This window comes from Mesobacillus sp. ABV4_180, from assembly GCF_056158485.1.
In genome coordinates this window covers 2,475,939-2,499,132 of the sequence record NZ_JBSWTJ010000001.1, presented here as the reverse complement: position 1 = coordinate 2,499,132, position 23,194 = coordinate 2,475,939, and the positions used below count along the sequence as shown (strand labels likewise).

At 43.6% G+C, this 23,194-nt stretch carries 26 protein-coding genes; 24 read left to right on the top strand and 2 right to left on the bottom strand.

The window, feature by feature from the left end; all coding sequences use genetic code 11:
- The first annotated feature begins 28 nt into the window (after positions 1-28).
- The 4 genes from ACXAEA_RS12740 to ACXAEA_RS12725 all read left to right on the top strand — a co-directional run bounded on the left by ACXAEA_RS12740 (position 29) and on the right by ACXAEA_RS12725 (position 4,734).
- On the top strand, positions 29-793 hold the full coding sequence (locus ACXAEA_RS12740; protein ID WP_475096259.1) for an ABC transporter ATP-binding protein: 765 nt from the start codon (positions 29-31) through the stop codon (positions 791-793).
- The gene (locus ACXAEA_RS12735; RefSeq protein ID WP_475096258.1) at positions 783-2,714 is read left to right on the top strand and encodes an FtsX-like permease family protein; all 1,932 of its coding nucleotides are present in this window, start codon (positions 783-785) and stop codon (positions 2,712-2,714) included. Before ACXAEA_RS12740 ends, ACXAEA_RS12735 begins: the two co-directional genes overlap by 11 nt.
- Before the next feature lie 122 nt (positions 2,715-2,836).
- On the top strand, positions 2,837-3,190 hold the full coding sequence (locus ACXAEA_RS12730; protein ID WP_475096257.1) for a hypothetical protein: 354 nt from the start codon (positions 2,837-2,839) through the stop codon (positions 3,188-3,190).
- A 920-nt stretch (positions 3,191-4,110) separates the two neighbouring features.
- A complete protein-coding gene (locus tag ACXAEA_RS12725) occupies positions 4,111-4,734 on the top strand; it encodes a Crp/Fnr family transcriptional regulator (protein WP_475096256.1) in 624 nt (207 codons plus the stop codon).
- Here ACXAEA_RS12725 and ACXAEA_RS12720 read toward each other — a convergent pair.
- A complete protein-coding gene (locus ACXAEA_RS12720) occupies positions 4,731-5,354 on the bottom strand; it encodes a Crp/Fnr family transcriptional regulator (protein WP_475096255.1) in 624 nt (207 codons plus the stop codon). The genes ACXAEA_RS12725 and ACXAEA_RS12720 overlap by 4 nt on opposite strands.
- Positions 5,355-5,555: 201 nt before the next feature.
- On the opposite strand from ACXAEA_RS12720, the gene ACXAEA_RS12715 reads away from it, so the two are divergent.
- The 19 genes from ACXAEA_RS12715 to ACXAEA_RS12625 all read left to right on the top strand — a co-directional run bounded on the left by ACXAEA_RS12715 (position 5,556) and on the right by ACXAEA_RS12625 (position 21,891).
- Entirely contained in the window at positions 5,556-7,037 is a 1,482-nt protein-coding gene (locus tag ACXAEA_RS12715) for a 4-hydroxyphenylacetate 3-hydroxylase family protein (protein ID WP_475096254.1), read from the top strand.
- Between the two features lie 27 nt (positions 7,038-7,064).
- Positions 7,065-7,643, top strand: a complete 579-nt coding sequence (locus tag ACXAEA_RS12710; protein ID WP_475096253.1) for an FAD synthetase — start codon at positions 7,065-7,067, stop codon at positions 7,641-7,643.
- A 12-nt stretch (positions 7,644-7,655) separates the two neighbouring features.
- Positions 7,656-8,210, top strand: a complete 555-nt coding sequence (locus tag ACXAEA_RS12705) for an NADPH-dependent FMN reductase (RefSeq protein ID WP_475096252.1) — start codon at positions 7,656-7,658, stop codon at positions 8,208-8,210.
- 99 nt (positions 8,211-8,309) lie between these two features.
- Complete coding sequence (locus ACXAEA_RS12700) at positions 8,310-8,849, top strand: 3-hydroxyanthranilate 3,4-dioxygenase (RefSeq protein ID WP_475096251.1); 540 nt, start codon at positions 8,310-8,312, stop codon at positions 8,847-8,849.
- Positions 8,834-9,844, top strand: coding sequence for an amidohydrolase family protein (locus tag ACXAEA_RS12695; protein ID WP_475096250.1), 1,011 nt, complete (start codon positions 8,834-8,836; stop codon positions 9,842-9,844). The genes ACXAEA_RS12700 and ACXAEA_RS12695 overlap by 16 nt, the downstream gene beginning before the upstream one ends.
- A 4-nt stretch (positions 9,845-9,848) precedes the next feature.
- Positions 9,849-10,328, top strand: a complete 480-nt coding sequence (locus ACXAEA_RS12690) for a RidA family protein (RefSeq protein ID WP_475096249.1) — start codon at positions 9,849-9,851, stop codon at positions 10,326-10,328.
- Complete coding sequence (locus ACXAEA_RS12685; protein WP_475096248.1) at positions 10,325-11,785, top strand: aldehyde dehydrogenase; 1,461 nt, start codon at positions 10,325-10,327, stop codon at positions 11,783-11,785. The genes ACXAEA_RS12690 and ACXAEA_RS12685 overlap by 4 nt, the downstream gene beginning before the upstream one ends.
- A gap of 204 nt (positions 11,786-11,989) precedes the next feature.
- On the top strand, positions 11,990-12,769 hold the full coding sequence (locus ACXAEA_RS12680; protein ID WP_475096247.1) for a 2-keto-4-pentenoate hydratase: 780 nt from the start codon (positions 11,990-11,992) through the stop codon (positions 12,767-12,769).
- A gap of 12 nt (positions 12,770-12,781) precedes the next feature.
- A complete protein-coding gene (locus ACXAEA_RS12675) occupies positions 12,782-13,672 on the top strand; it encodes an acetaldehyde dehydrogenase (acetylating) (RefSeq protein WP_475096246.1) in 891 nt (296 codons plus the stop codon).
- A gap of 9 nt (positions 13,673-13,681) precedes the next feature.
- Positions 13,682-14,710 carry a 4-hydroxy-2-oxovalerate aldolase gene (gene dmpG, locus ACXAEA_RS12670; RefSeq protein WP_475096245.1) on the top strand — a complete coding sequence of 343 codons (1,029 nt, stop codon included), beginning with the start codon at positions 13,682-13,684 and terminating at the stop codon, positions 14,708-14,710.
- 3 nt (positions 14,711-14,713) lie between these two features.
- Positions 14,714-15,511 carry a 2-keto-4-pentenoate hydratase gene (locus tag ACXAEA_RS12665; protein WP_475096244.1) on the top strand — a complete coding sequence of 266 codons (798 nt, stop codon included), beginning with the start codon at positions 14,714-14,716 and terminating at the stop codon, positions 15,509-15,511.
- A gap of 181 nt (positions 15,512-15,692) precedes the next feature.
- On the top strand, positions 15,693-16,706 hold the full coding sequence (locus tag ACXAEA_RS12660; RefSeq protein ID WP_475096243.1) for a TRAP transporter substrate-binding protein: 1,014 nt from the start codon (positions 15,693-15,695) through the stop codon (positions 16,704-16,706).
- Positions 16,707-16,724: 18 nt separating this feature from the next.
- On the top strand, positions 16,725-17,255 hold the full coding sequence (locus tag ACXAEA_RS12655) for a TRAP transporter small permease (RefSeq protein ID WP_475096242.1): 531 nt from the start codon (positions 16,725-16,727) through the stop codon (positions 17,253-17,255).
- Complete coding sequence (locus ACXAEA_RS12650; protein WP_475096241.1) at positions 17,255-18,532, top strand: TRAP transporter large permease; 1,278 nt, start codon at positions 17,255-17,257, stop codon at positions 18,530-18,532. Before ACXAEA_RS12655 ends, ACXAEA_RS12650 begins: the two co-directional genes overlap by 1 nt.
- 58 nt (positions 18,533-18,590) lie before the next feature.
- On the top strand, positions 18,591-18,782 hold the full coding sequence (locus ACXAEA_RS12645; RefSeq protein WP_475096240.1) for a tautomerase family protein: 192 nt from the start codon (positions 18,591-18,593) through the stop codon (positions 18,780-18,782).
- 117 nt (positions 18,783-18,899) lie between these two features.
- Positions 18,900-19,262, top strand: a complete 363-nt coding sequence (locus tag ACXAEA_RS12640) for a VOC family protein (protein ID WP_475096239.1) — start codon at positions 18,900-18,902, stop codon at positions 19,260-19,262.
- A 145-nt stretch (positions 19,263-19,407) separates the two neighbouring features.
- Positions 19,408-20,487, top strand: a complete 1,080-nt coding sequence (locus tag ACXAEA_RS12635; protein WP_475096238.1) for a nitric oxide synthase oxygenase — start codon at positions 19,408-19,410, stop codon at positions 20,485-20,487.
- A gap of 214 nt (positions 20,488-20,701) precedes the next feature.
- Positions 20,702-21,592, top strand: a complete 891-nt coding sequence (locus ACXAEA_RS12630) for an acyl-ACP desaturase (protein ID WP_475096237.1) — start codon at positions 20,702-20,704, stop codon at positions 21,590-21,592.
- A gap of 134 nt (positions 21,593-21,726) precedes the next feature.
- The gene (locus ACXAEA_RS12625; protein WP_475096236.1) at positions 21,727-21,891 is read left to right on the top strand and encodes a hypothetical protein; all 165 of its coding nucleotides are present in this window, start codon (positions 21,727-21,729) and stop codon (positions 21,889-21,891) included.
- 70 nt (positions 21,892-21,961) lie between these two features.
- Here the strand turns inward: ACXAEA_RS12625 and ACXAEA_RS12620 are convergent, their stop codons facing one another.
- Positions 21,962-22,456, bottom strand: coding sequence for a J domain-containing protein (locus ACXAEA_RS12620; RefSeq protein WP_475096235.1), 495 nt, complete (start codon positions 22,454-22,456; stop codon positions 21,962-21,964).
- Between the two features lie 164 nt (positions 22,457-22,620).
- On the opposite strand from ACXAEA_RS12620, the gene ACXAEA_RS12615 reads away from it, so the two are divergent.
- Complete coding sequence (locus tag ACXAEA_RS12615) at positions 22,621-23,145, top strand: DinB family protein (protein WP_475096234.1); 525 nt, start codon at positions 22,621-22,623, stop codon at positions 23,143-23,145.
- Positions 23,146-23,194: the final 49 nt, after the last annotated feature.

The window sequence follows — 23,194 nt, the reverse complement described above, 5'->3', positions numbered from 1 at the left end:
GTTAGAAGACCTCGGGGGGAATGAAAGAATGGGCATTTTGGAAGCAAAAAATGTCGTGAAGGTATACGGCGAAGCAACTGGAGAAGGATCCACTAAAGCGCTTGACGGAGTAAGCCTGTCTGTTAAACAAGGGGAGTTCGTGGCAATCATGGGACCGTCGGGAAGCGGGAAGACGACTCTATTAAACGTATTGAGTGGAATTGACCAGGCGTCATCAGGCGAAATCACGATCACAGGAAATGAAATAAGTGAAATGAACGGGGATGCCCTAGCCGTGTTCCGCCGGCAGAAGTTAGGATTTGTTTTTCAGGAATTCAACCTTCTGGACAGCCTTACAGTAAAAGAAAATATCATTCTGCCGATGGTTTTGGAAAAGAGGACCACGAGCGAAATGGAAAACAAGGTTCAGAATCTAGGCAGTCTTTTTGAAATCGAAGAGATACTGGAAAAATATCCTTATCATATTTCAGGAGGACAGCAACAGCGAACAGCTGTCAGCCGTGCACTGGTCAATGACCCTGCACTTTTGTTTGCTGATGAACCGACCGGGAATCTCGATTCTAAATCATCTGCAGTTATAATGGAATGCTTTGAAAAAATTGTTACAGAGCTTGGCACTACTGTGCTGCTTGTCACGCATGATGTTTTTGCAGCCAGCTACTGTCAAAAGGTTGTATTTATCAAAGATGGTGCAATCCATTCCAGTATTGTCAAAAAAGGCGGAAGGAAGGAGTTCTTGAATCAAATCATGGATCACCTCGCTGTGCTGGGAGGGAAAACCTATGACATTTAATCAGATTGTCTGGAAGATGGCAAGAGCTGAGTACAGAAAATACTTATTCTATTATCTATGCAACAGTTTTGCCGTCTTGTTCTTCTTTATGTTTTCAACGGTATATTTCAACAGCACGATCGAACGGGGCAAGAAAATGGATGGGATTCAGGATGCCTTATCGATTCCGGGTGTCGCCTTGATTGTTTTTACCATTTTTTTCATCAGCTATGCGCATAATGTGTTCATGAAAAAGAGAAGAAGTGAATTCGGGCTCTTTATGGCACTTGGCTTGTCAAAAAGGGATATCTGCAGATTGCTGCTTTTGGAAAATGGAGTGGTTGGGCTGGCAGGGATTGTGTCTGGCCTGATGGCAGGGGCGGTCTTCTCGAGATTGTTTTTCATGCTGCTGATGGGCCTTGTCGGCATTGAAGCTATTCCATTTCACTTTTCCGTAAAAATGTTTGGTTATACAATAGGAGCTTTCTTGATTGTATTTTTACTTGCACTTGGTAAGTCGTTGTTCCAGACGCTCAGGAACAGTACGATTCTAAGCATTAAAAGCAGCAGAGTTTCGGAGACAATCAAGAGCCGAAGTGCAATTCTTGGTAGTTTTGGTGTGCTGCTTATGAGCGGATCACTATTGACTCTTTATTATACCTATGAGGAGTCAGCAGGCGGCTATCTGCCGCTATGGACAATGGTGATGTTGATTGGGCTCTACATCAGCTTGAATCAATTTACCAGTTTTCTCATTCATGCAATCAAAAAAAGCCCGCGATTTTATTATCGAAGGCTGCTGTTTTTGACGAGTATTGATCACAAATTCAAGCAGCTGACATCAATTATCATGCTCGTGACGGTGATGGTCATGATTACGATCTTTTACAGCACCTTATTGCTAACGTTTTATAAGAGTTCTGAAAAAGACGCACTGGCCAATAATCCTTATGATGTGGCATTTTTTCAGACAGAAACCAAGAACCTGATTCAGGAGGAGGAGTTGGATAGCATATTTGATGTGAAAGAACATCGAAAGCTTCCGATATTTTATCACTATCAAAGACTCGAATATATTGAGGGATATCAGCCGTTTGCCTTTATGTTTCTAGATGATTTTAATAAGCTGACATCAGAAAAAATGGAATTGGCAGATGATGAGTTCCTATTCTATCTAAATTCGAATCCAGAATACGCAAACCCCGATGTGGCAAAAGAAATCTCATTTTCAACTGGGAATGAGGAGATGGAGTACAGACTGAAGGATAAAGTGGTCAAAATGGAAATTAATCTGCTGCCGAATTCATATGAGTTTATCGTTGTAAATGGGAACCAGTTTGATTTATTGCGAGATTCTTTGGAAGGATATGAATCGAGTCTGCACTTGATCAATGTATCCGACTGGAAATCCAGTGGGGTTGAAGTGGAGGAGCTAAAAGAAATGTTTACCGCCGGAAATCAGGCAACTCCGCGAATCGAAGACCCTCGGACTGAATTTGCGCCTGAAGAAGAGATTTTTCGCGTAGCGTCAAAAGTAGAAGCTTATCATCACAACAGAAATGCCAACGGACTGATGTTTTTCGTGACGACTTTTCTAAGTATCATGTTCTTTGTCGGCACCTTTGTCCTCTTATACTTGAATCTTTTTGCCGAGATTGAAGTGGAGAAAGCGAAATATAGGAAGCTGTATAAAATAGGAGTCACCTCAAAGGAAGTAAAAGCGAACATCTCAAAGGAATTGCGGACGATCTTCTTCATTCCTAGCTTGATAGGGATCACACTCGCATTACTGTACATCGCCATTCTTTCAACGGATGTAGGCGGAATCATGAAAAATCCAGAGCTTTTACACCACTTCATTTTCATAGCAGGAATTTATCTAGTCATCCAAACTGGATCATTCTTTTATGCTAGGAGAAAGATGTTTATTCAGTTGATGTAATAGGATGGTTTTATAATAAATTTGACTTAAATTATAAAGTCGTATTCCAAAATGAATACGGCTTTAATTATTTTCTAATAAAAAAATATATATTATAATAAGCAAAGAAGGAGGTGAGAAAAATGTCGAAAAAAAGATTTGACCGGATTGAAGGAATGCTTTCACAACTTATTGGCATGGTCGGCAATATGCAAACAGTTCTAATGGAACATAGTCAAAAATTTGAAGCCATCGATGCCAGATTTAATACTCTGGAATCTAAAATGGACAAAATGGAATCCAGAATGGATAATATGGAATCTAAAATGGACAAAATGGAATCCAGAATGGATAAAATGGAGATCATGAATGAGACCAGGCATATTGAAGTGATACAGCATATTAAAAGATTGGAAAAAGATCAAGATTTCATCTGGGAAAAAGCCGTCAGGAACGAGAGGGAACTTGAGATCATGAAAAGATCTACGGAATCTTGATTTCTCATGTTGCTGCCAAGCCCACCTGCAGCTGCCAGCAAGCTTGGCTATTTTGTTGTATTACTGTTACCATTAATCCTCAGAAGTATCTTCTTTGTATTTTCTACTGCCACTTTATGATCCGTTTGTTTGCTCTACTTAAATCTTTGAAGTTCTGTATATTTGATAATCCCACATTACAATACAATATTACCGTTTTTACCCTTATCTGAGCTTTATGAATTTATTTCTTAGACATTTTGCGGAAGCTAAGCCCTTAAATGTCTTTTAAACCTTGTTTCCTGGACATTTCGGAGAGTGAGTTGTCACGAAATGTCTAATAAAACCAGTTTCTTGAACATTTCAATATTATTTTAAGACCAAAATGTCTATTAAACCTTGTTTCCTGGACATTTTGGAGAGTGAGTTGTCACGAAATGTCTAATAAAACCAGTTTCTTGAACATTTCAATATTATTTTAAGACCAAAATGTCTATTAAACCTTGTTTCCTGGACATTTTGGAGAGTGAGTTGTCACGAAATGTCTAATAAAACCAGTTTCTTGAACATTTCAATATTATTTTAAGACCAAAATGTCTATTAAACCTTGTTTCCTGGACATTCCGGAGAGTGAGTTGTCTTGAAATGTCTATTAAAACCAGTTTCTTGGACATTTTCATACAATACAAAGACCAAAATGTCGATAAAAGTTCATTTATAGACATTTTTCTTTTCTAGCCCAAGATCGAAATGACTTTTAAACTAATATCGCTTCGCAAGTATCTCACATGAATTTCTATTACACGATTTGTTCAAGCCACTTATTCTCCCATTCCACTGAAATGTTCCTGCTATTTTATCCCCAATGCAGCCCTGTAAATGCTATAATTATCTCAATAATTAAAAAAATCACCGCAGATTTAATAGAGGAAGGTGATGATATGGAATATCTTCGTTATCAATGGGAGCCGTTTTTGTCGTATGGGCAGCTGATTGAGGTGGGAAAGAATAAGGTTGTTTATCGTCAGGGGGAGGCAGGCAGAGGAATCTATTATTTAAAGAACGGGGAGATCAAGGTTACGCTCTTGTCAGATAAGGGCGATGAGCGGATCATTAATATCGTGCCCCCGGGGATGTTGTTTGGTGAGCATGGTGTTCATGGGGAGCCTTATTTGACAAGCGGGACGACTACTTGTCCGTCAACTATTTACTATTTTTCCGACGATGCGATTGCTTCCACATGTAAGCATCATCCTAATGCGGCGGCCATATACACCGATTCCTTGATCTATAAATTCAGGACTCTTGCCGAAATCATAGCCCATTTGGACAGTCCGGTTGAGCAGCAGATGGCATTCTATTTGCTGAAGCTTGTTCAGGAAAACGGGAATGCCTCTATGAATCAGACGGCATTTTCGAAGTATATCGGCACTTCCCGGATCACCGTGAACAAAATCATCCAGAAGTGGAAGCAGAAGGGGTACATAGAGCTGAAGAGACGCGAAATTATGATTAACGACTTTGCTAAAATAAATGCGATTGCTAGTAATCCGCATGAGAATTAACCAACCAGGTTTCTGAGGAAATCTGGTTTTTTTATATAGTATTTTCGCTTTACGATCTCGATGATGCCGGCTTCCTGCCATTGCTTCAGTACTTTATAGACTGTAATTCTTGTGAGGCCAGTGCAGCAGGCAAGGTCTTGCTGTGAGATCGGGATTTCATAATTTTTGAATTCATCGCAAATATTGCGGAGTAAGACGGCAAGCTTTTGCTCGGATGTAAGCGTATTCAAATTTATGCGGTCTAATAGGATTTTCATTTTATGGATGACGCTTTTTGAAAAAAGTTTGAAGAGTTCTGGATGAGCAATCATCAGTTTCCGGAATTCATCTGCCGAAAAATGGTAGACGACTGAATCTTTAACTGCGATTGCTGTTGTGAAATGGGTTTTCTGGTCAAGTGACTGGACTCCCAGGAGCTGGTTGGGAATGACGATGTTCAGCATATTTTCTTTTCCTGTGGCTGTTTCGGTAACAATTCGTACAAGGCCTTTATGTAAATAATAAAATCCTTCTCCATAATTCCCCTGCTGGTATATGTTTTCTTTTTTCCTGAAGAACTGTCGCGTGCCGAACTTTAAATAATCCTCCCAATGAAAAATTTCCTCATAAACCGTGACCATACCATTACCTCCCTAAAAGTGAAGCTGATATCTAACATAATCATAGGGGAAATAAGGATAAATTTCTACAACTAGTTAGACAATTTAGACTTTTACAAAAACTAAATTAGAAAAAACGTTAAATAGGCTACAGTTGTGATGGAAAATTAGTATTACAATTCATTATGAAATTTCCAATAAATATTTTTCAGGAGGGTGTATATGGGAATTAGGACTGGAGCTCAATATATCGAAGCGGTTAAAGCACGTAAACCTGAGGTTTGGCTATCTGGGAAGAAAATAGAGAATTTGTTTGATGAGCCGGTGTTCAAGCAGCCGATTCTTGAAATCGCTAAGCTGTATGATATGCAGCATGATCCGGAATTCCAGGATAAAATCACTCATGTCTGCGAGGAAACTGGCGAGCGAGTGAACAATTCGTTCCTGGTGCCAAAAAGCTATGAAGATTTAGTTAAGCGCCGTAATGTGTTTGAAGCATATGCAAGGGCAACATTCGGACTGATGGGAAGGACCCCGGATTTCTTGAACGTTGTTGTTACCTCCATGTACTACAATTCTTGGTTCTTTGAAAAATACAACAAAAACTGGGCTGAGAATGTCCGCAACTATTATAAATACCTTCGGGACAATGATATTTTCCTTACACATGCAATCATCAACCCGCAAAATGACCGGAGCAAAACATCACATGAGCAAAAAGATACATACACGCATCTTGGCGCAGTGAAGGAAACTCCGGATGGGCTGGTCGTGAGGGGAGCGAAAATGCTCGCCACACTTGCACCGGTAACAGATGAAGTTATCATTTACTCATTCCCTGGATTCGCGCCTGGAGATGAAAAGTATGCACTGGCATTTGCCATTCCGATTGATACTCCAGGTTTACGCATCATTTGCCGTGAACCGATGCAGGATGGAACACGTTCGTTTTTCGATCATCCGCTCGCTTCAAGATTTGAAGAAATGGATGCCCTGCTTGTTTTCGACGATGTTGTCGTTCCTTGGGACCGCGTTTTCTTATATAACAATGTAGAGGCGGCCAACAAGCTGTATCCGATGACAGGTGCAGGACAGCAGCCGGCTCACCAGTCAGGTGTTCGAGGTCTTGTAAAATTGGAGTTTGCCACACAAGTAGCAATGAAGGTGGCTGATACGATTGGCGTCGATGGCTACTTGAATGTCCAGGATCAGCTTGGTGAGCTTGCACAGTCACTTGAATCAATCCGGGCATTGTTGAAAGTGGCTGAATACGAACATACGATGACGGAGCATGGTGAAGCGATGCCAGCATATGTACCGCTTGAGACCATTCGCGGTTTGCTGCCAAAAATGTATCCGCGGGCCATCGAAGTCATGCAGATCGTCGGCGCAGGCGGATTGCTGATGTCCCCGACTGGAGCAGATTTCGAAAGTGCGGAATTAAGGGATTCAATCGACAACTATTATGTAGGACGTGAAGGCATCTCCTCTTTGGAAAGAGTCAGCATTTTCAAGCTTGCATGGGATCTTTGCGGCGAGGCATTCGGCCAGCGTCTGCTGCAGTATGAGCGCTACTATACTGGAGACCCGATCCGCAAGAGAGGGATTTTCTATAACAACTATAAGCGCCAAACATCATTGACAATGGTGGAGGAAGCGTTGAAGGGTGCACAGATGGACAATAAGGAAGCGCTTACAAAGTAAGTGGGTTGAACAGGAGGAGAAGGACGGATGGAATCACATGTATATTCTTCATTGGAATTACCTCAGTCGATTGTAGCAATTGGTGCTTTTGACGGAGTCCACCGAGGGCACCAGGTCGTGATTCGGCAGGCAGTGCAAAGAGGCAGAAAACTGAAGGTTCCAAGTGTGGTCTATACATTCGATCCTCCACCTCGTGTGTATTTTCAAGGTGCCAGGATGCTGACCACTGTTGATGAGAAGCTGGCAAAAATTGAAAAGCTCGGTGCAAGGCACTCGGTTGTTGCCAGATTTGACGAGGTATATGCTCGGTGCAGTGCGAACAAGTTCATCGACTGTCTGTCAAAGCTGAACCCGGTCGAAATCATGGTTGGCGGGGATTTCCGCTTTGGCAAGGACCGTCTGGGAAACATTGCGCTTCTTGAAAAATATTTTAAAGTTCGAGTGACGAAGCCGGTGTGCTGCTCTCAAGGCGGTGTCATATCTTCGTCCAGGATCCGCCAGCTGATTTCCGAAGGGGAGGTCAACCTTTCGAATGCATTGCTCGGCTGGGAATCAGGGTCCGTACTTAAGGCAGAGTTTACGAAGAATCATATTTTACAAGAGTAGGAGGGGAACTGAATGAAATTGCTTGGGATTTCAGGCACGATCATCGGTGCAAAGACAGGAATGGTTGTCCGTAAAGTGCTTGAAGATGTGAAAAAGAAATACCCGGAGATCGAGGTGGAAATGCTCGATATGATGGATTACAACGTTGAGTTCTGTGATGGTCGTCCAGCTGAGAAATATTCAGACGATACGAGGGCTGTGATTGAAAAAGTATCTTCTGCCGATTTTTATGTGATTGGGACACCTATTTTTCAGGGTTCGATTCCAGGAGTGTTGAAGAATCTGTTTGATTTGATCCACCCGGATGCATTCCGGAATAAGGTTATGGGCTTTGTCGCAAATGGCGGAACGTATCAGCACTTTCTCGTGATTGAGAATCAGCTGAAGCCAATTGCTGGATACTTCCGTGCATTCGTCGCACCGAGCTATGTTTACGCCAATTACGATCATTTCAATCGTGAAAATGAAATAGTGGATGAGGATTTACTGAATCGGATTACAAATCTCGCAGATGAAGTGGTGCATATGCAAAAGTCTTTAAAGGGCAGCCATGCAAAGGTTGATTGATTTTACAAGAAAGTATGAATTAAGAGAGTAGGCTAGTGCAAAAGAAACTAAAAACTGTTATCGAAAAATTTTACAATAACCGAAGGGAGACGAGGAAATATGAAAAGCCAATTTGTTCCTATTAATCTTATGAAATTTATTGAGGAAAACAGAGATCAGCTTAAGCCGCCGGTCAACAATAAGGTCATCTGGAAGGATGCTGAGCTGATGGTGATGCTTTTGGGCGGGCCGAACAAAAGACGCGATTTCCACGTTGATCCATCCGAGGAGATTTTCTATCAGATCCAGGGCAGCTGCTATGTTGAGGTCATCAATGCAGAAGGCAAACGCGAGGTTGTGGAAGTGAAGGAAGGCGAAATGTTCCACCTTCCTGCGAACGTGCCGCACTCACCTCACCGTGTTGCCAACACGATCGGACTTGTTATTGAGCGTAACCGTGCTGAAGGTGAACTGGAGGATTTCGTCTGGTTCTGTGATGAGTGCGACCACGAAATGCACCGCGCCACGATTCAGCTGACAAACATCGAAATGCAGGTGAAGGAAGCAATCGCTAGCTTTAATGGCAATGAGGAACTGCGTAAGTGCAAAAATTGCGGATACATGATGCCGCCAGAAGCGAGTGAATGGAAATGCGAGTAGACTTCCATACCCATATCATTCCTGAAAATTTCAGCGAGCTGACTCAGCGTTTCGGCGGGGAAAAGTGGCCAACGCTTGAACGGACTTGTGCCTGCGGTGCCAATATCATGATTGCTGGCAAGGTATTCCGTGAAGTGACCGACCAGGTGTGGAGCGCTGAGAAGCGCATCAAGGATATGGAGAGAGAAGGCGTCGATATGCAGGTTCTTTCTCCAATCCCTGTGACGTTCTCGTACTGGGCTCCAGCTGAGGAAGCAGAAATCTTAGCGCGTGTCCAGAATGATTATATCGCTGAAACAGTTGCCCAGTATCCAACCAAATTCATAGGACTTGGCGCGGTGCCGATGCAGAACGTTGATGTGGCGATCAGGGAAATGGACCGCTGCAAGCATGAGCTTGGCTTGGCTGGGATTGAGATTGGCACGAATGTGAACGGCGTCAATCTTGATGATCCTCGTTTTATCGAATTCTTTGAGATGGCGGAGAAATGGGATGTACCATTGTTCATCCACCCATGGGAGACGCTTGGCAAGGAGCGGATGCCGCGGCACAATCTGATGTACACTGTTGGGATGCCGAGTGAAACAGCCTTGGCTGGTGCCAGCTTGATCCTTGGCGGAATCATGGAGAAATTCCCTAAGCTGAAAATCTGTCTTGCTCATGGCGGGGGCGCACTGCCATACTTGCTCCCTCGACTGGATCAGGGCTGGAAGGTTTGGCCGCATCTGCGTCTTTTGGATAAGCCGCCAAGCCACTATGCTAAGCAATTTTACTATGATTCACTCGTGAATGAACCGGTAAACCTGAATTACCTGCTGCAGAACTTCGGCCATGAGCGCATCATCATGGGCTCTGATTATCCATTCCTGCTTCGGGAGGTTCCTCCTGGAAAGGTTATTGACGATACGCTTGGATTGTCAAAGGACCAGACGGAAGCAATGCTCGGTAAAAATGCGCTCAGATTTTTGAATATTCCTGTTAAAGTTGGGAGTTGATTTTATGGAAAAGGTACAAGTGACACCTGAAGAACGATTGGAGGAATTGGGCCTGACCTTACCGGCTCCCCGCCCTGCGGCAGGGAATTATGTAAGCTGTGTAAGGACTGGCAACCTGATTTTCACATCCGGACAAGGGACAAATGAATACCGCGGACGCCTTGGAGAAGATGTTTCGATTGAGGTTGGCTACGATGCGGCGAAGCAGTGCATGCTGAACCTTTTGACAGTCTTGAAGCAGGAGCTGGGCGAGTTAAGCAAAGTGAAGCGGGTTGTAAAAGTGCTTGGCTTCGTGAATAGCGCGCCTGATTTTACCGACCAGCCGATGGTGATGAATGGTGCTTCTGACCTGCTCGTGCAAGTGTTTGGCGAGCGTGGGAAGCATGGCCGCTCTGCTGTAGGCATGGCGCAGCTGCCGCTTAACAATGCCGTTGAGGTTGAAATGGTTGTAGAAGTCGAGGATGAGGAGGCTGGATTAGGATGAATCTGACTCAACCACAGGCAATTAAGGATGCAAAGCTGTTTATTAACGGGGAATACCGTGATGCAATCTCTGGTGAGACGTTTGATACGATTGATCCATCGACGAATAAAAAACTGGCCTCCGTTGCGCAGGCTGGTGTTGAGGATGCCAAGCACGCGATCGATGTAGCTCAGAAGACATTCGAAAGCGGAATTTGGAGCGAGATGCCAGTTGCCGAAAGGTCAAAAATTTTGTGCAGAATGTCTGACCTGGTGATGGAAAAAGTTGATGAGCTTGCACTTGTGGAGACTCTTGATGTTGGGAAGCCGATCAAGGAGAGCCGCGGATTTGATATTCCACGAGCCGCTGCGAATTTGCGCTTCTTCGCTGAAATGGCTAACTACATAAATCATGAGCATTATGACCAGGCTCGATATATGTCTTATTCTAAATACGCTCCTGCTGGAGTGACAAGCTTGATCATTCCATGGAATCTGCCATTCATGCAAATGACTTGGAAAGCATCAGCTGCAATGGCTGCGGGGAATACAGTTGTCGTTAAGCCGGCGTCCTATACTCCGTTGAGCGCAGTGATGCTTGGCGAGATTGCCAATGAAGCTGGATTGCCGCCTGGGGTGCTGAATATTATCACTGGTCCTGGCAACACGGTCGGAACAGAAATGACGCGCAATTCTTCCGTACGGCGGATTTCATTTGTCGGCGACAGCACGACAGGCCGCACGGTGATGCAGAATGCCGCTTCCCAGCTGATTCCGGTATCGCTCGAGCTTGGCGGAAAGTCCGCGAATATCGTATTTGAAGATGCTGATTTAGAAGAAGCGGTTGCTGGATCGATCGAAGCGATTTTCAGGAATCAGGGTGAGATTTGCTTGGCTGGATCACGCCTGCTGATTCAGGAAAGCATTTACGACAAGTTCATGGAGAAGTTTGTTGAGGCGGCACGAGCCATTAAGGTTGGGAATCCACTTGACGAGACGACTGACATGGGTGCGCTTGTATCACAGGGCCACCTTGAAACGGTTGATGAATATGTTCAGATCGGTCTTGCAGAAGGTGCGAAGCTAGCAACCGGCGGGAAGCGTATTGTGGGGCTCGGAGAAGGCAATTTCTATGAACCTACTGTTTTATACGATGTCGACAATAAAATGCGTGTCGCCCAGGAAGAGATATTCGGCCCGGTACTAGTCGTGATTCCTTTTAAAACGGAAGAAGATGCTGTTCGCATTGCGAATGATTCCATGTACGGACTTGCAGGGGTCGTTTGGACGAATGACCTGCGCCGTGCCCATCGTGTTGCAGCTAAGGTGAATTCCGGCTTGCTGTGGATTAACTGCTGGTATTATCGCGATTTGCGCACACCGTTTGGCGGATCAAAAGCGAGCGGCATCGGACGCGAAGGCGGCAGGCACAGCTTCGAGTTTTACACCGAAGCGAAGACGATTACGATGAAGCTGTAAGCTTGAAAGTGTCGGATACTGATAACTGGGATTATAAACGGGAAACCAGGATTATATTCAAAGAATCTGGGATTAAATTCAGAGAAACTGGGATTATATCCAACAAAAATGGGATTATATCCAACAAAACTGGGATTAACATCAATCAAACTATCATTATCACAAACAATAATAGATAGTTCTAAGGAAAAGGAGGGTGAACTCATGAACCAGACAATCGAAAAAATTGCTGATACCCTTTTAGAGGCAGAAAAAAGCAAAAAAGCGGTACCGCCAATCACAGACCAATACGAGAATCTTGATGTGAGCGACGCCTACCATGTCCAGCTTGAAGTATTAAAGAGAAAACTGAGCCTGGGCAGAACAATCATAGGCAAAAAGGTAGGCCTCACGAGTGTCGCGATGCAAAAAATGCTCGGAGTGGATGAGCCCGATTATGGCCACTTGCTTGATGATATGAAGGTAGAAAATGGCGGCACAGTGAAAGTATCAAACTTACTTAGCCCGAAAATCGAGGCGGAAATCGGCTTTGTTTTAGCAGAAGACTTAGCAGGCCCGAATGTTACATTCCTGGATGTGCTGATGGCGACCAAATATGTGGTGCCGACGCTTGAGATTATCGACAGCCGGATAGCCGATTGGAAGATCGCACTAGTCGATACAGTCGCCGATAATGGTTCTTCTGCGATGGTCGTGGTTGGGGATCAAATGACGGACATAAACGGAATCGACCTTAGAAGTGTGGGAATGACTTTTTTAAAAAACAACGAAATGATCGCCACCGGATCCGGAGCTGCGGCTCTAGGCCATCCGGCACATGCGATTGCATGGCTGGCAAATAAGCTTCATGAGTTTGGAATCACGCTTAAAGCTGGAGAACTGATATTACCTGGAGCGCTATCTGGGGCCATCACCGTCCAGGAAGGCGACACAGTTACGGCTCAGTTTGGCCCGGTCGGATCCGTATCCGTCACTTTTGAGTAGGAGGTGTAGGAATTGGCAAAAATCAAAGCAGCAATCATTGGATCCGGTAATATCGGAACCGATCTGATGTATAAACTTGAACGTAGCGAGATTATTGAATTGACCGCGATGATCGGAATCGATCCCGAATCTGACGGCCTGAAACGTGCGAAGGAACGAGGATATCTTGCTTTCGATAATGGCATCCAGGCGTTGAAGGACAATCCTGAGATCGCAGACATCGTATTTGATGCGACCTCGGCGAAGACACATGTCAGGCACGCAAAAGTCCTCGCTGAATTGGGAAAGCTGGCGATTGACCTGACTCCTGCAGCCAGGGGCCCATTCGTCTCGCCAGCCGTTAAAACAGATTCTTATCTCGATGAAATGAACGTCAACATGATTACCTGCGGAGGCCAGGCGACGATTCCAATCGTTCATGCGGTCAACGAAGCAGCGGATGTCAGCTATGCAGAGATTGTTGCGACGATTTCATCGAAAAGCGCAGGCCCAGGAACGCGTGCGAATATTGATGAATTTACGATTACCACTCGTCGGGGCATTGAGGAAGTGGGCGGTGCAGACAAAGGAAAGGCACTGATTATCCTCAATCCCGCCGAGCCGCCGATTTTGATGCGTGACACGATTTATTGCGAAGTGAAAAATATGGACGAAGCTGCAATCACGAAATCGATTGAACAGATGGTAGAAACGGTAAAAGAGTACGTCCCTGGATATCGCCTTAAGCAGGAACCTTTGTTTGATGGGAACAGAGTAACTGTTTTCATTGAGGTTGAGGGAGCAGGGGATTATTTTCCGGTTTATGCAGGGAACCTTGATATCATGACAGCTGCTGCGACCAGGACAGCAGAGGATTTTGCCATCCATATGCTTGAAAAACAGAGTGTCGAATCGAAAGGCTAGGTGAATTTTTTGAATCGCAAAAGTGATAAGCCGATCAAGTTTACGGAAGTTTGCCTGCGTGACGGAAGCCATGTCATGCAGCATCAATATACAGAGGAACAGGTGCGCCGTGTCACTCGTGAGCTTGATGATGCAGGAATGCATTATATCGAAGTGAGCCATGGGGATGGTTTGGGCGGCTCGACGCTACAGTATGGAAAGTCACTCGTTGACGAGATGAACCTGATTGAAGCAGCGGTTGATGAGTGTAAAAACTCAAAGGTAGCTGTGCTTCTGATACCTGGAATCGGAACAGTTCATGAGCTTAAGCAGGCCCATCAGTTAGGGGCAAGTCTGGTCCGGGTTGCGACTCATGTTACAGAAGCGGATGTTTCCGCCCAGCATATCAGCATGGCGAGCGATCTTGGAATGGAGGCACTTGGATTTCTGATGATGGCCCATATGGCACCGACGGAAAAATTAGTTCAGCAGGCAAAGCTGATGGAGAGTTATGGTGCACAAGCTGTTTATGTGACCGACTCTGCAGGTGCACTCTTGCCCCATGAAGTAAAAGAAAGAATCGCTGCTCTACGAGACTCTTTGTCTATTGAAGTCGGCTTCCATGCTCATAATAACCTCTCATTAGCAGTATCCAATACACTTGCTGCGATTGAAGAGGGTGCGACGAGAATCGATGGCAGCATCCGCTGTCTTGGAGCTGGCGCAGGTAACGCTCAAACTGAGGTTCTTTTGTCCGTATTGGACCGAATGGGCATGGATCTGGGGATCGATATTTATAAACTGATGGATCTGGCTGAAAATACGGTCGGACCAATGATCCCAAGGCCGCAGGAAATTAATAGAGGCAGTCTTGTCCTTGGCTATGCTGGAGTGTATTCTAGCTTCCTGCTGCATGCGGAACGCGCCGGGCAGAGATTCGGGATCGATTCAAGAGATATTTTACTAGAGTTAGGCAAAAGGAAAGTGGTCGGCGGCCAGGAGGATATGATTCTTGATGTTGCTGCCGAACTCGCAAAAGCCCGAAAGCTGGAGGTGTAAAAAATGACGATTACAAAGGGAGTCGACCTGGAAATCGTAGAATACTTATATTCCGCTGAAAAAGAACGTCGTGAAGTCGTAAAAGTAACCGATCGTTATCCGGAACTGAGCTTTGATGATGCGTATTCCATCCAGGAAAAATTGATTGAGAGACGTGAGAAGGACGGTGCTCGTAAAATCGGTTTGAAACTGGGTTTGACGAGCAAGGCGAAGCAGCAGATGATGGGAGTCCATGAAGCGATTTATGGATACCTGACAGATGACATGCTCGCGTTAGAGTGGGAACCGCTTGATTTTACCGATTTCATCCATCCAAAAGCAGAACCTGAGATTGCCTTTTTTATCGAAGAGGATCTAGAAGGAACAAATGTAACGGCTGAGGATGTAATGCGAGTGACGAAATTCGTGGCCCCTGCTATCGAAATCATCGATAGCCGTTATTTGAACTTCAAATTCACTTTGGCTGATGTCATTGCTGACAACTGCTCATCCTCAAAATTCCTGATTGGCAGCCAGTGGATGTCGCCTGATAAACTTGATTTAGGACAGCTTGGTATGGTGATGTCGAAAAACGGACAGGTTGTCCAAACCGGTTCAAGCGCAGCGGTACTTGGCCATCCGGCAACGTCGGTAGCATGGGCAGTCAATAAGCTTGGTGAGGTTGGAAAGGGTATCAAAAAGGGAGACGTCATACTTAGTGGTGCGGTGTCTGAAGCAATCAGCTTTGAACCAAACGATTCGGTTCTCGTCCAGTTCGCCGAGCTTGGCAGTGTTTCTTTTTCCTGCAAATCTAGCACTTAGTTCTTGAAACTAAGTGCCTTCTTTTGAGGTTTAGAATATTCAAAATATAAAGATAAAATTTACATTCTATGTTAAGCACTTTACACTTTCACTAGATAAAAGTGATTATAATCACAGTTAGAGACAGCTTGGGAAAGTTTTATGATAGCGTTTTCAATAAAGATAAAAAGGGGTGCGGTAAATGATCGGTTTAAGGAAAATAGGACTGACACTATTGATTTTTATGCTCGTGTTGACGGCGGCTGCATGCGGCAATGACACAGATGCGAAGCCAGCATCAGGGTCTGGTGAGAAGTATTCATTCAAGCTTGCGCACATTACCCCAACAGATCATATGTGGCATAAGGCAGCTGAAAAATTTAAAGAAGAATTGGATAAGCGCTCGGACGGAAGGATGCAGGTGGAAATCTATCCGGCGAGCCAGCTGGGTACTGAAGCCGATATGGTTCAGCAGATCTCATCCGGTTCAGTAGATTTCGGTTTCATTACTGCTGCCTATATGAGCTCCCGTGCTCCAGCTTTTACAGCCTGGTTTGCACCATATGCATTTAAAGACCTGGAAGAAACGAATGCGGCTCGCGATACTGAAGTGGCAAAGAAAATTCTTGGTACTTTGGACAGTCAGGGAATTAAAGGCCTTGATTACGTTTTTGCAGGAAACCGCGTCATGCTGTTCAAGGATAAAGAAGTGAAAAAGCCTGAGGACATGAAGGGATTAGCTTTCCGAGTAACGCCAAGCCCTCCGCTTCAGGATTTCTACAAATCATTGGGTGCTTCTCCTGAATCACTGCCGCTTCCTGAAGTATATGCAGCGATCCAAACTGGAGTAATCGATGGAATGGATATGGATCTTGATGCCACAATCACGAATAAATACCATGAAGTCGCGAAGTACGGCGCTGTAACCAACCATATGGTATGGCCAGCTGTTGCAATGATGAATAAAGGAAAGTATGACAAAATGTCCGATGCTGACAAGAAAATCATTGATGAAGCAATCAAAGCTGCAGCAGATTACTCCGCTAAGACTCGCGCTTCCCAGGAAGAAGAGTTCAAAAAGACTCTTAGCGATGCAGGAATGAAAATTTATGAAATCGATCAAAAGCTGTTTGATCCATATATCAAGCAATTCGATGAAAAATACGGACCGACTGACCCGCTGATCCAGGAATTCATCGATACATTCCGCAAATAACCTATTGGAGGGAAATGCGTGATATACCTTAGCAATATGGTAGCCAGTTTCGAAAAGAAACTGGCTATTATCCTCATGTTCGCAATGGCCGTAATCGTTACAGCAGCAGTTGTTTTTCGATATGCATTCAAAGAGCCTTTGTTCTGGGCAGGAGAAGTATCAATTTTCCTGTTAATCTACATAACCTTCATTGGAGGAAGCCTCGGTCTAAAATATAAGACTCAGGCGTCTGTAACCCTCATTACGGATATGCTGCCTAAGAATGTAAATAAGGCAGTGGCGATATTAGCTCATATTTGTATGCTATTGTTCATGGCAATCCTATTATACTATTGTTTCACTTGGATTAGCTCGCCAACGGTAGCTATTCAAAAATCGAGTGCAATCCTGTTGCCGATGTGGATACCATATGCAATACTGCCAGTTGGTTTGCTATTTGCCACAATTCATCTTATCAGTAATATGGTTGAGATTATGAAAAATAAACACATTGATAGTGAAATCATTAATAATCTCCATGCAGCTGCAAAGGAGAGTGAAGAAGATTGATGGCCCTAGTTATTTTTGCCTTTATCGCATTTTTATTAATGGGCATTCCTATTTCTTTAGTTCTAGGTATGACCACGATCGTATACTTTTTGGTAACTGGTAATACAATGCTGCTAGAGTCTACCCCTCAGCGACTATACTCAGGGATGGAGAACTTCGGACTATTGGCGATTCCACTATTCATGCTGACTGGGGAATTGATGAACAGCGGAGGGATTACAAACAGACTGGTCGTGTTTGCCAGAATGTTAGTCGGTCATGTTCGCGGGGGGCTGGCATATGTTACCGTTATCGCGAATATGTTTCTGGCCTCGATCTTAGGTTCTGCTAATGCTCAAGCAGCAATGATGAGCAAGGTTATGGTCCCCGAGATGGAAAAAGAGGGCTATGACCGGGAATTCGCATCAGCAATAACACTGGCTTCATCAATAGTGGCACCAATCATCCCGCCAAGTATGATTTTCATTATTTATGGAACATTGTCAGGAACGTCGATTGGCGGCCTATTTATGGCAGGGATCATTCCTGGTATCATTTTTGGTATCGGCTTTGTAGGACTAATAGCATATCTTGGCTACAAGCATAATTTTCCTCGCAGTGAAAAAGCGAGTATCAAGCAAATCTGGAGTTCATTTTTAAAAGTCCTTCCCGCACTACTTGTTCCGATTGTCATTACGGTAGGGATTTTGAGTGGAGCATTCACTGCGACGGAGTCTGCTGCAGTAGCAAGCTTCATAGCCTTTATTGTAGGTTTGTTTTTCTATAAGGAGCTAAAGTGGAAACACCTTGGCAAAATTCTCGTAAACACAGTGATTGGAACTGCGACGGTAACTTTCCTTATTGCAATGGCTAATTTATTTGGCTGGTTAATTGCATTTGAACAAATCCCGCAAATGATTGCGAATTCAATGCTTTCGATTTCCGATAATCCATTTGTGTTCTTGCTCCTGGTCAATATATTCTTGTTGATTGTCGGCACATTGCTTGATGGAATCGCAGCACTAATTATACTTGTACCAGTATTTATGCCGCTGGTAACAGGATTCCAGATCGACCCGATTCACTTCGGAGTCATCATTTGCATCAATTTGACAATTGGCCTTTTGACACCTCCAGTAGGGACGGGATTGTTCATCGTATCCTCCATAGCAGAAGTGAAATTTGAACGCCTTGTTAAAGCAGTATTCCCGATGCTTATTCTTGGAATCGCCATGCTCTTCATTGTGACCTATTGGGAACAATCCACATTATTTATCCCTAGATTACTAGGGTTCTAGCGAATTTTTTCGGGTGGTGCCTGTCACTACCCGATTTTTACCGAAAGGGGAAATGTACATGCCGGTCATTCAGGTGCAGGTTCTTGAAGGGAGAGGTGATGAGAAGATAAAAGAGTTCATTGCCGAAATCACGAAGACTGCGGTTCAGACACTTGAAGTTAGTCCAGAGCAGGTTAGGGTGATTGTGCAAACCGTACCTCATAAATATTGGGGTGTTGGCGGGATAACGAAAGACGAAGGGAAATCCTAACTCTGTCTAAAGAGTTGGGATTTTTTGTATGTAAAATGAAAGGATTTAGCTGGTATTTAGCGAAATATTTAAGGATATAAGAAACATCAATACACAAAAGTATAAGGAGAGGATGTAATGTTAAACAAAGTATGTGTTTTAACGGTTAAAGTAGATAACATGGAGAAGGCTGTGGAGTTCTACACACAGGTACTCGATTTCCAAGTCTCAAAGCATTACGGCGAAAATATCGTCTCTCTCGTACATAACGAGATTCCAATTGTGTTAGAGAAAGGTGAAGAACCAATTGGCGCTGAAGGCCAGAGAGTTATTTTGGGTCTTCTTTCAGAAAATGTTGAGGAGGACGTTGCCCGTGTACGTGAGAAGGGGGCAAAGATTATATTTGATGAAGCGAAACCATGCCCGCCAGGAAGATATAATATAATCGAAGATCCTTTCGGTAATAAAATTGAACTAGTTGAGTTTTCAAATTTTAAATAATCGGTTTTCGAACTAATTACAAAAGCCTTCCATACTTGGAGGCTTTTTCTGATGTATGTTGTGTTTCACATAAAACTATGTTTTCTTTTTTTCAATGGTTCCATGGTAAAATATACGGATAGAACATCATCTGGAGGACGCAGTTTTGAACCAGGAACTATTGAAAGAGGCAGAAACTTTTATCAAGATATGCTATAAAGAGCTTGGAAAAACGGAGCAGGATGCAGAAGAAAGAATCCAGAAAATCGAAAAAGAGATCGCTTTGACGGGCTCATACTTACATACCTTTGAAGAACTTGAGCACGGTGCAAAAATGGCCTGGAGGAACAGCAATCGTTGTATCGGCCGGTTATTTTGGGATGGACTCACTGTATTTGATCGTCGCGATTTAAATTCAGAAAACGAAATCAAAGATGCGATCTTCCATCATATTCAATATGCCACCAACGACGGGAAAATCAGGCCGACGATTTCGGTCTTCAAGCAGAAAAACGAGAGTTCGCAGGTGCGGATCTGGAATCATCAGCTGATTCGATATGCGGGTTATGAAACCGAACATGGAATATTTGGTGACCCTCACTCAATTGCTTTTACGAAAAAGTGTGAGGAGATGGGATGGCAGGGCAAAGGAACCCGCTTTGACATTCTGCCGCTTATGATCCAGGTGGATGGGAATACTCCGAGACTCTTTGAGATTCCGGACCACCTAGTACTTGAGGTACCTTTGCGGCATCCTGAATATGAATGGTTTTCGGAAATGGGGCTTAAATGGTATGCTGTGCCTTTCATTTCGGAAATGAAGCTTGAAATCGGGGGAATTGAGTATACTGCTGCTCCGTTTAACGGCTGGTATATGGGGACGGAAATAGGAGCACGTAATCTGGCGGATGAAGAACGTTATGATCTTTTACCTAGGATTGCTGACCAAATGGGGTTGAATATGAAGAAAAACAGTTCGCTTTGGAAGGACAGGGCTCTTGTTGAATTGAATGTCAGTGTCCTGTATTCATTTAATGAAGACAAGGTTACGATTGTGGATCATCACACGGCTGCAATGCAGTTCAAGGTCTTTGAGGAGAAAGAAAGGACTGCCGAGCGGAATGTAACTGGAGATTGGACATGGCTGATCCCGCCTGTTTCTCCCGCCGCCACTCATATTTTTCATAAGTCATATGAAAACGAAGTAGTAAAGCCGAATTATTTTTATCAGAAACACCCTTTTTAAGAGAAGGAAGACCACTCGATTGAGTGTCTTCCTTTTATTTTTTACAGAAACGCATTATGTGTAATTGTATCGAATCTAAACCTTCATCCATCTAAATGACTATTTTAGCTAAAATAAGTCTTTCATTTAGTTAAAATTCAGATAATATGATAAAATCTTATTTAGTAACTGGTCATAATATCTAGTATTTAAAAAGCAAGATGGAGGGGCTGCATTGCTTACAAATCATTTGGATTTTAGACTCGAACCGAGAATTAGGGAATTGTATGAAGAACACAAGATGAGGGCGGAAAAAATTGACTGGGGCTATCATGAATTTTTACCTTGGGACAAGGCTATGGACTTCAAAAGAGTTCCCTGGAATGAAAGCCAGGTTACACTTCCGGCGCCGGTTATTACAGCGATCGAGACGGCACTGCTGACTGAGGTTAATTTGCCCTGGTTTACGTCGTATCTTGATCAGACTTTCAAAGGGTCCTTGTCAGTCATTAAGGATTTTGTCCATACGTGGACAGCAGAAGAAGATCAGCATTCCAATTTGCTGGAGACCTATCTTCTTATCACAAGGAATGTCGAACCGATGCGACTTCATCAATTACATAAAATGACGCTTGAAAATGGTTGGGACCCGGATTTTCATACTCCATTTGAGACAATGGTGTACACATCGATGCAGGAGCTAGCGACAATGGTGTTTTACAATAATGTTGCCAAGGTAGCTGGTCCGCATGACCGGGAATTAGCAACATTGCTGCGCAGGCTGGCTAAAGATGAAACCCTGCACTACGCTTTCTACCGCGAAGTCATTAAATACCACCTGGAACTCGAGCCCAACTATTGCTACTATCTCGGGAATGTCATCAAGAATTTCCAAATGCCTGGTGCGGTGATGCCTGATTTTGAAAACCGGATGTCTATCATTGCAAAAGAAGCTAATTACGGTCCGCTGGAATATTTCGACCAAGTGCTCGATGTGATCATCGACTATTGGGATATCGAAAACCTGAGGCCGATTGCGCCAGAAGCAGAAAAAGCCAGGCTGGATATTTTGAATTATCATGCCAGGCTGAAGAAGGTAAGGGATCGATTTTACAAGAATAAGTAGGGAAAATAGAATCAGCAGGGATAACCTGTTGGTTCTATTTTTTAAGGGGGACATAACCAAAACTCATAAAATTAAAGGCTTTTACCAGCTTATGTAGAATTAGACTATGAAAGAATATATGTTAAGGAGCTATCATGAAAAAGGGAAAGATTTTATTTTTAGCAGGGCTATTGATGTATATGGCCGGTATCTATTTATCCACCATCTGGGTTGTTGCTGGTGCCGTGATTGGTGTTTCAGGTGGAGTTCTGATGGGTTTCAGCAGCTATTTTTTTGTCTTGAAATCTAAAAAAGGCTAGGTAGATTGAATACAACAATGGGTTGCAAACAGTTGCTTCACCAGGTTAAAGAGAAGCAACGCGTCGAAAATTATTTCAGATTTTCATAATGTTCATTGAACACTTTAAAAAGCCTTTCATCACCGCCTCGATCGGGATGGAGGGCTTTGAGCAGTTTTTTGAATTCTTTTTTGAGCGCAAGGTTATTTGAAGTTTGTTTTAATCCTAACAGAACCTCAAATTGGGTAGAATCAGTGCCGCTCGCTTCAATCTGTGCGTTCAGCATTTTTTTGAGTGTCCTGACTTTGGACTGCTCAATATGTAACCTCGTATTCATTAGCTCAAGCTGCTCAGCAAGTTTACCATTATCGCGGTTAGACTTCTCCAGTTGAGCTTTGAAATCATCGTTCTGTTTCTCGATTATGAATTCTGTCAGGTCAGTAAGAGTAATTTTGTATGAAGCATTTCTTCTTTGGATAAACTCAGCATTTATGCGTCCTTCTTCAATCCAGCGCAAGACATCCTGTTCGGTCGCGTCAATGCCAAATGTAGTTAACTGTTCGGCAGCTTCTTTGATTGTCAGCATCTATTTCACTCTCTTTATCTTTAAAAATAATCGGACAAATCTATCATACCATTGAAAGTTTTCAGAAAAAGAACAGAAGTGTGACATTGTATTACATACTGTCCAACTTGAAGAAATAAGTTTAAGTAAGTCATAAAAAACCGATTTGGAAGGTGGGCAATAAAATGGCATTTAACTTGAATGAAGTGATTGAAATCCTTGAACGTTCGCCTAAAGTTTTGGAACATTACCTGTCTGGATTATCAGAAGGATGGCTGAAATGCAATGAAGGTACCGGAACGTGGACCCCTGCAGAAGTGATTGGCCATCTCATTGATGGGGAAAAATATAATTTTATCCCCAGGCTCGAGATCATCTTGAAAGAAACTGAAAATAAGACTTTCCCTGCTTTTGACCGTTTTTCTCATCTGAAAAATTATGAAAATATGTCGATAGAAGACAAACTCCTGGAATTTTCAAAGTTGAGGATGGAGAATATTGAAAAGCTGAAGGTTCTGGCAAGGGACGATAGCCAGTTGGATCTGACCGGAATTCATCCTGAATACGGGGAAGTGACTGCAAGGCAGCTGATCTCAACCTGGGCAGTGCATGACTTGACGCATATCGCGCAAATCACTAGAGTTCTGGCACATAAATATGAAGAAGCAGTTGGGCCGTGGAAAGGGTACTTAGGTATTTTGAAGAAGTGAATGTTTACCTCTAGATGAGAAGGTTTCTGGGTAAAAACTTATACAATTT

Coding starts and splice junctions, on each gene's coding strand:
- ACXAEA_RS12700 (WP_475096251.1), top strand. CDS start 8,310: ATGAAAAGCCAATTTGTTCCTATTAATCTTATGAAATTTATTGAGGAA.
- ACXAEA_RS12710 (WP_475096253.1), top strand. CDS start 7,065: ATGGAATCACATGTATATTCTTCATTGGAATTACCTCAGTCGATTGTA.
- ACXAEA_RS12740 (WP_475096259.1), top strand. CDS start 29: ATGGGCATTTTGGAAGCAAAAAATGTCGTGAAGGTATACGGCGAAGCA.
- ACXAEA_RS12640 (WP_475096239.1), top strand. CDS start 18,900: ATGTTAAACAAAGTATGTGTTTTAACGGTTAAAGTAGATAACATGGAG.
- ACXAEA_RS12680 (WP_475096247.1), top strand. CDS start 11,990: ATGAACCAGACAATCGAAAAAATTGCTGATACCCTTTTAGAGGCAGAA.
- ACXAEA_RS12660 (WP_475096243.1), top strand. CDS start 15,693: ATGATCGGTTTAAGGAAAATAGGACTGACACTATTGATTTTTATGCTC.
- ACXAEA_RS12620 (WP_475096235.1), bottom strand. CDS start 22,456: ATGCTGACAATCAAAGAAGCTGCCGAACAGTTAACTACATTTGGCATT.
- ACXAEA_RS12695 (WP_475096250.1), top strand. CDS start 8,834: ATGGAAATGCGAGTAGACTTCCATACCCATATCATTCCTGAAAATTTC.
- ACXAEA_RS12685 (WP_475096248.1), top strand. CDS start 10,325: ATGAATCTGACTCAACCACAGGCAATTAAGGATGCAAAGCTGTTTATT.
- ACXAEA_RS12650 (WP_475096241.1), top strand. CDS start 17,255: ATGGCCCTAGTTATTTTTGCCTTTATCGCATTTTTATTAATGGGCATT.
- ACXAEA_RS12715 (WP_475096254.1), top strand. CDS start 5,556: ATGGGAATTAGGACTGGAGCTCAATATATCGAAGCGGTTAAAGCACGT.
- ACXAEA_RS12705 (WP_475096252.1), top strand. CDS start 7,656: ATGAAATTGCTTGGGATTTCAGGCACGATCATCGGTGCAAAGACAGGA.
- ACXAEA_RS12615 (WP_475096234.1), top strand. CDS start 22,621: ATGGCATTTAACTTGAATGAAGTGATTGAAATCCTTGAACGTTCGCCT.
- ACXAEA_RS12645 (WP_475096240.1), top strand. CDS start 18,591: ATGCCGGTCATTCAGGTGCAGGTTCTTGAAGGGAGAGGTGATGAGAAG.
- ACXAEA_RS12730 (WP_475096257.1), top strand. CDS start 2,837: ATGTCGAAAAAAAGATTTGACCGGATTGAAGGAATGCTTTCACAACTT.
- ACXAEA_RS12735 (WP_475096258.1), top strand. CDS start 783: ATGACATTTAATCAGATTGTCTGGAAGATGGCAAGAGCTGAGTACAGA.
- ACXAEA_RS12725 (WP_475096256.1), top strand. CDS start 4,111: ATGGAATATCTTCGTTATCAATGGGAGCCGTTTTTGTCGTATGGGCAG.
- ACXAEA_RS12625 (WP_475096236.1), top strand. CDS start 21,727: ATGAAAAAGGGAAAGATTTTATTTTTAGCAGGGCTATTGATGTATATG.
- ACXAEA_RS12665 (WP_475096244.1), top strand. CDS start 14,714: ATGACGATTACAAAGGGAGTCGACCTGGAAATCGTAGAATACTTATAT.
- ACXAEA_RS12720 (WP_475096255.1), bottom strand. CDS start 5,354: ATGGTCACGGTTTATGAGGAAATTTTTCATTGGGAGGATTATTTAAAG.
- ACXAEA_RS12690 (WP_475096249.1), top strand. CDS start 9,849: ATGGAAAAGGTACAAGTGACACCTGAAGAACGATTGGAGGAATTGGGC.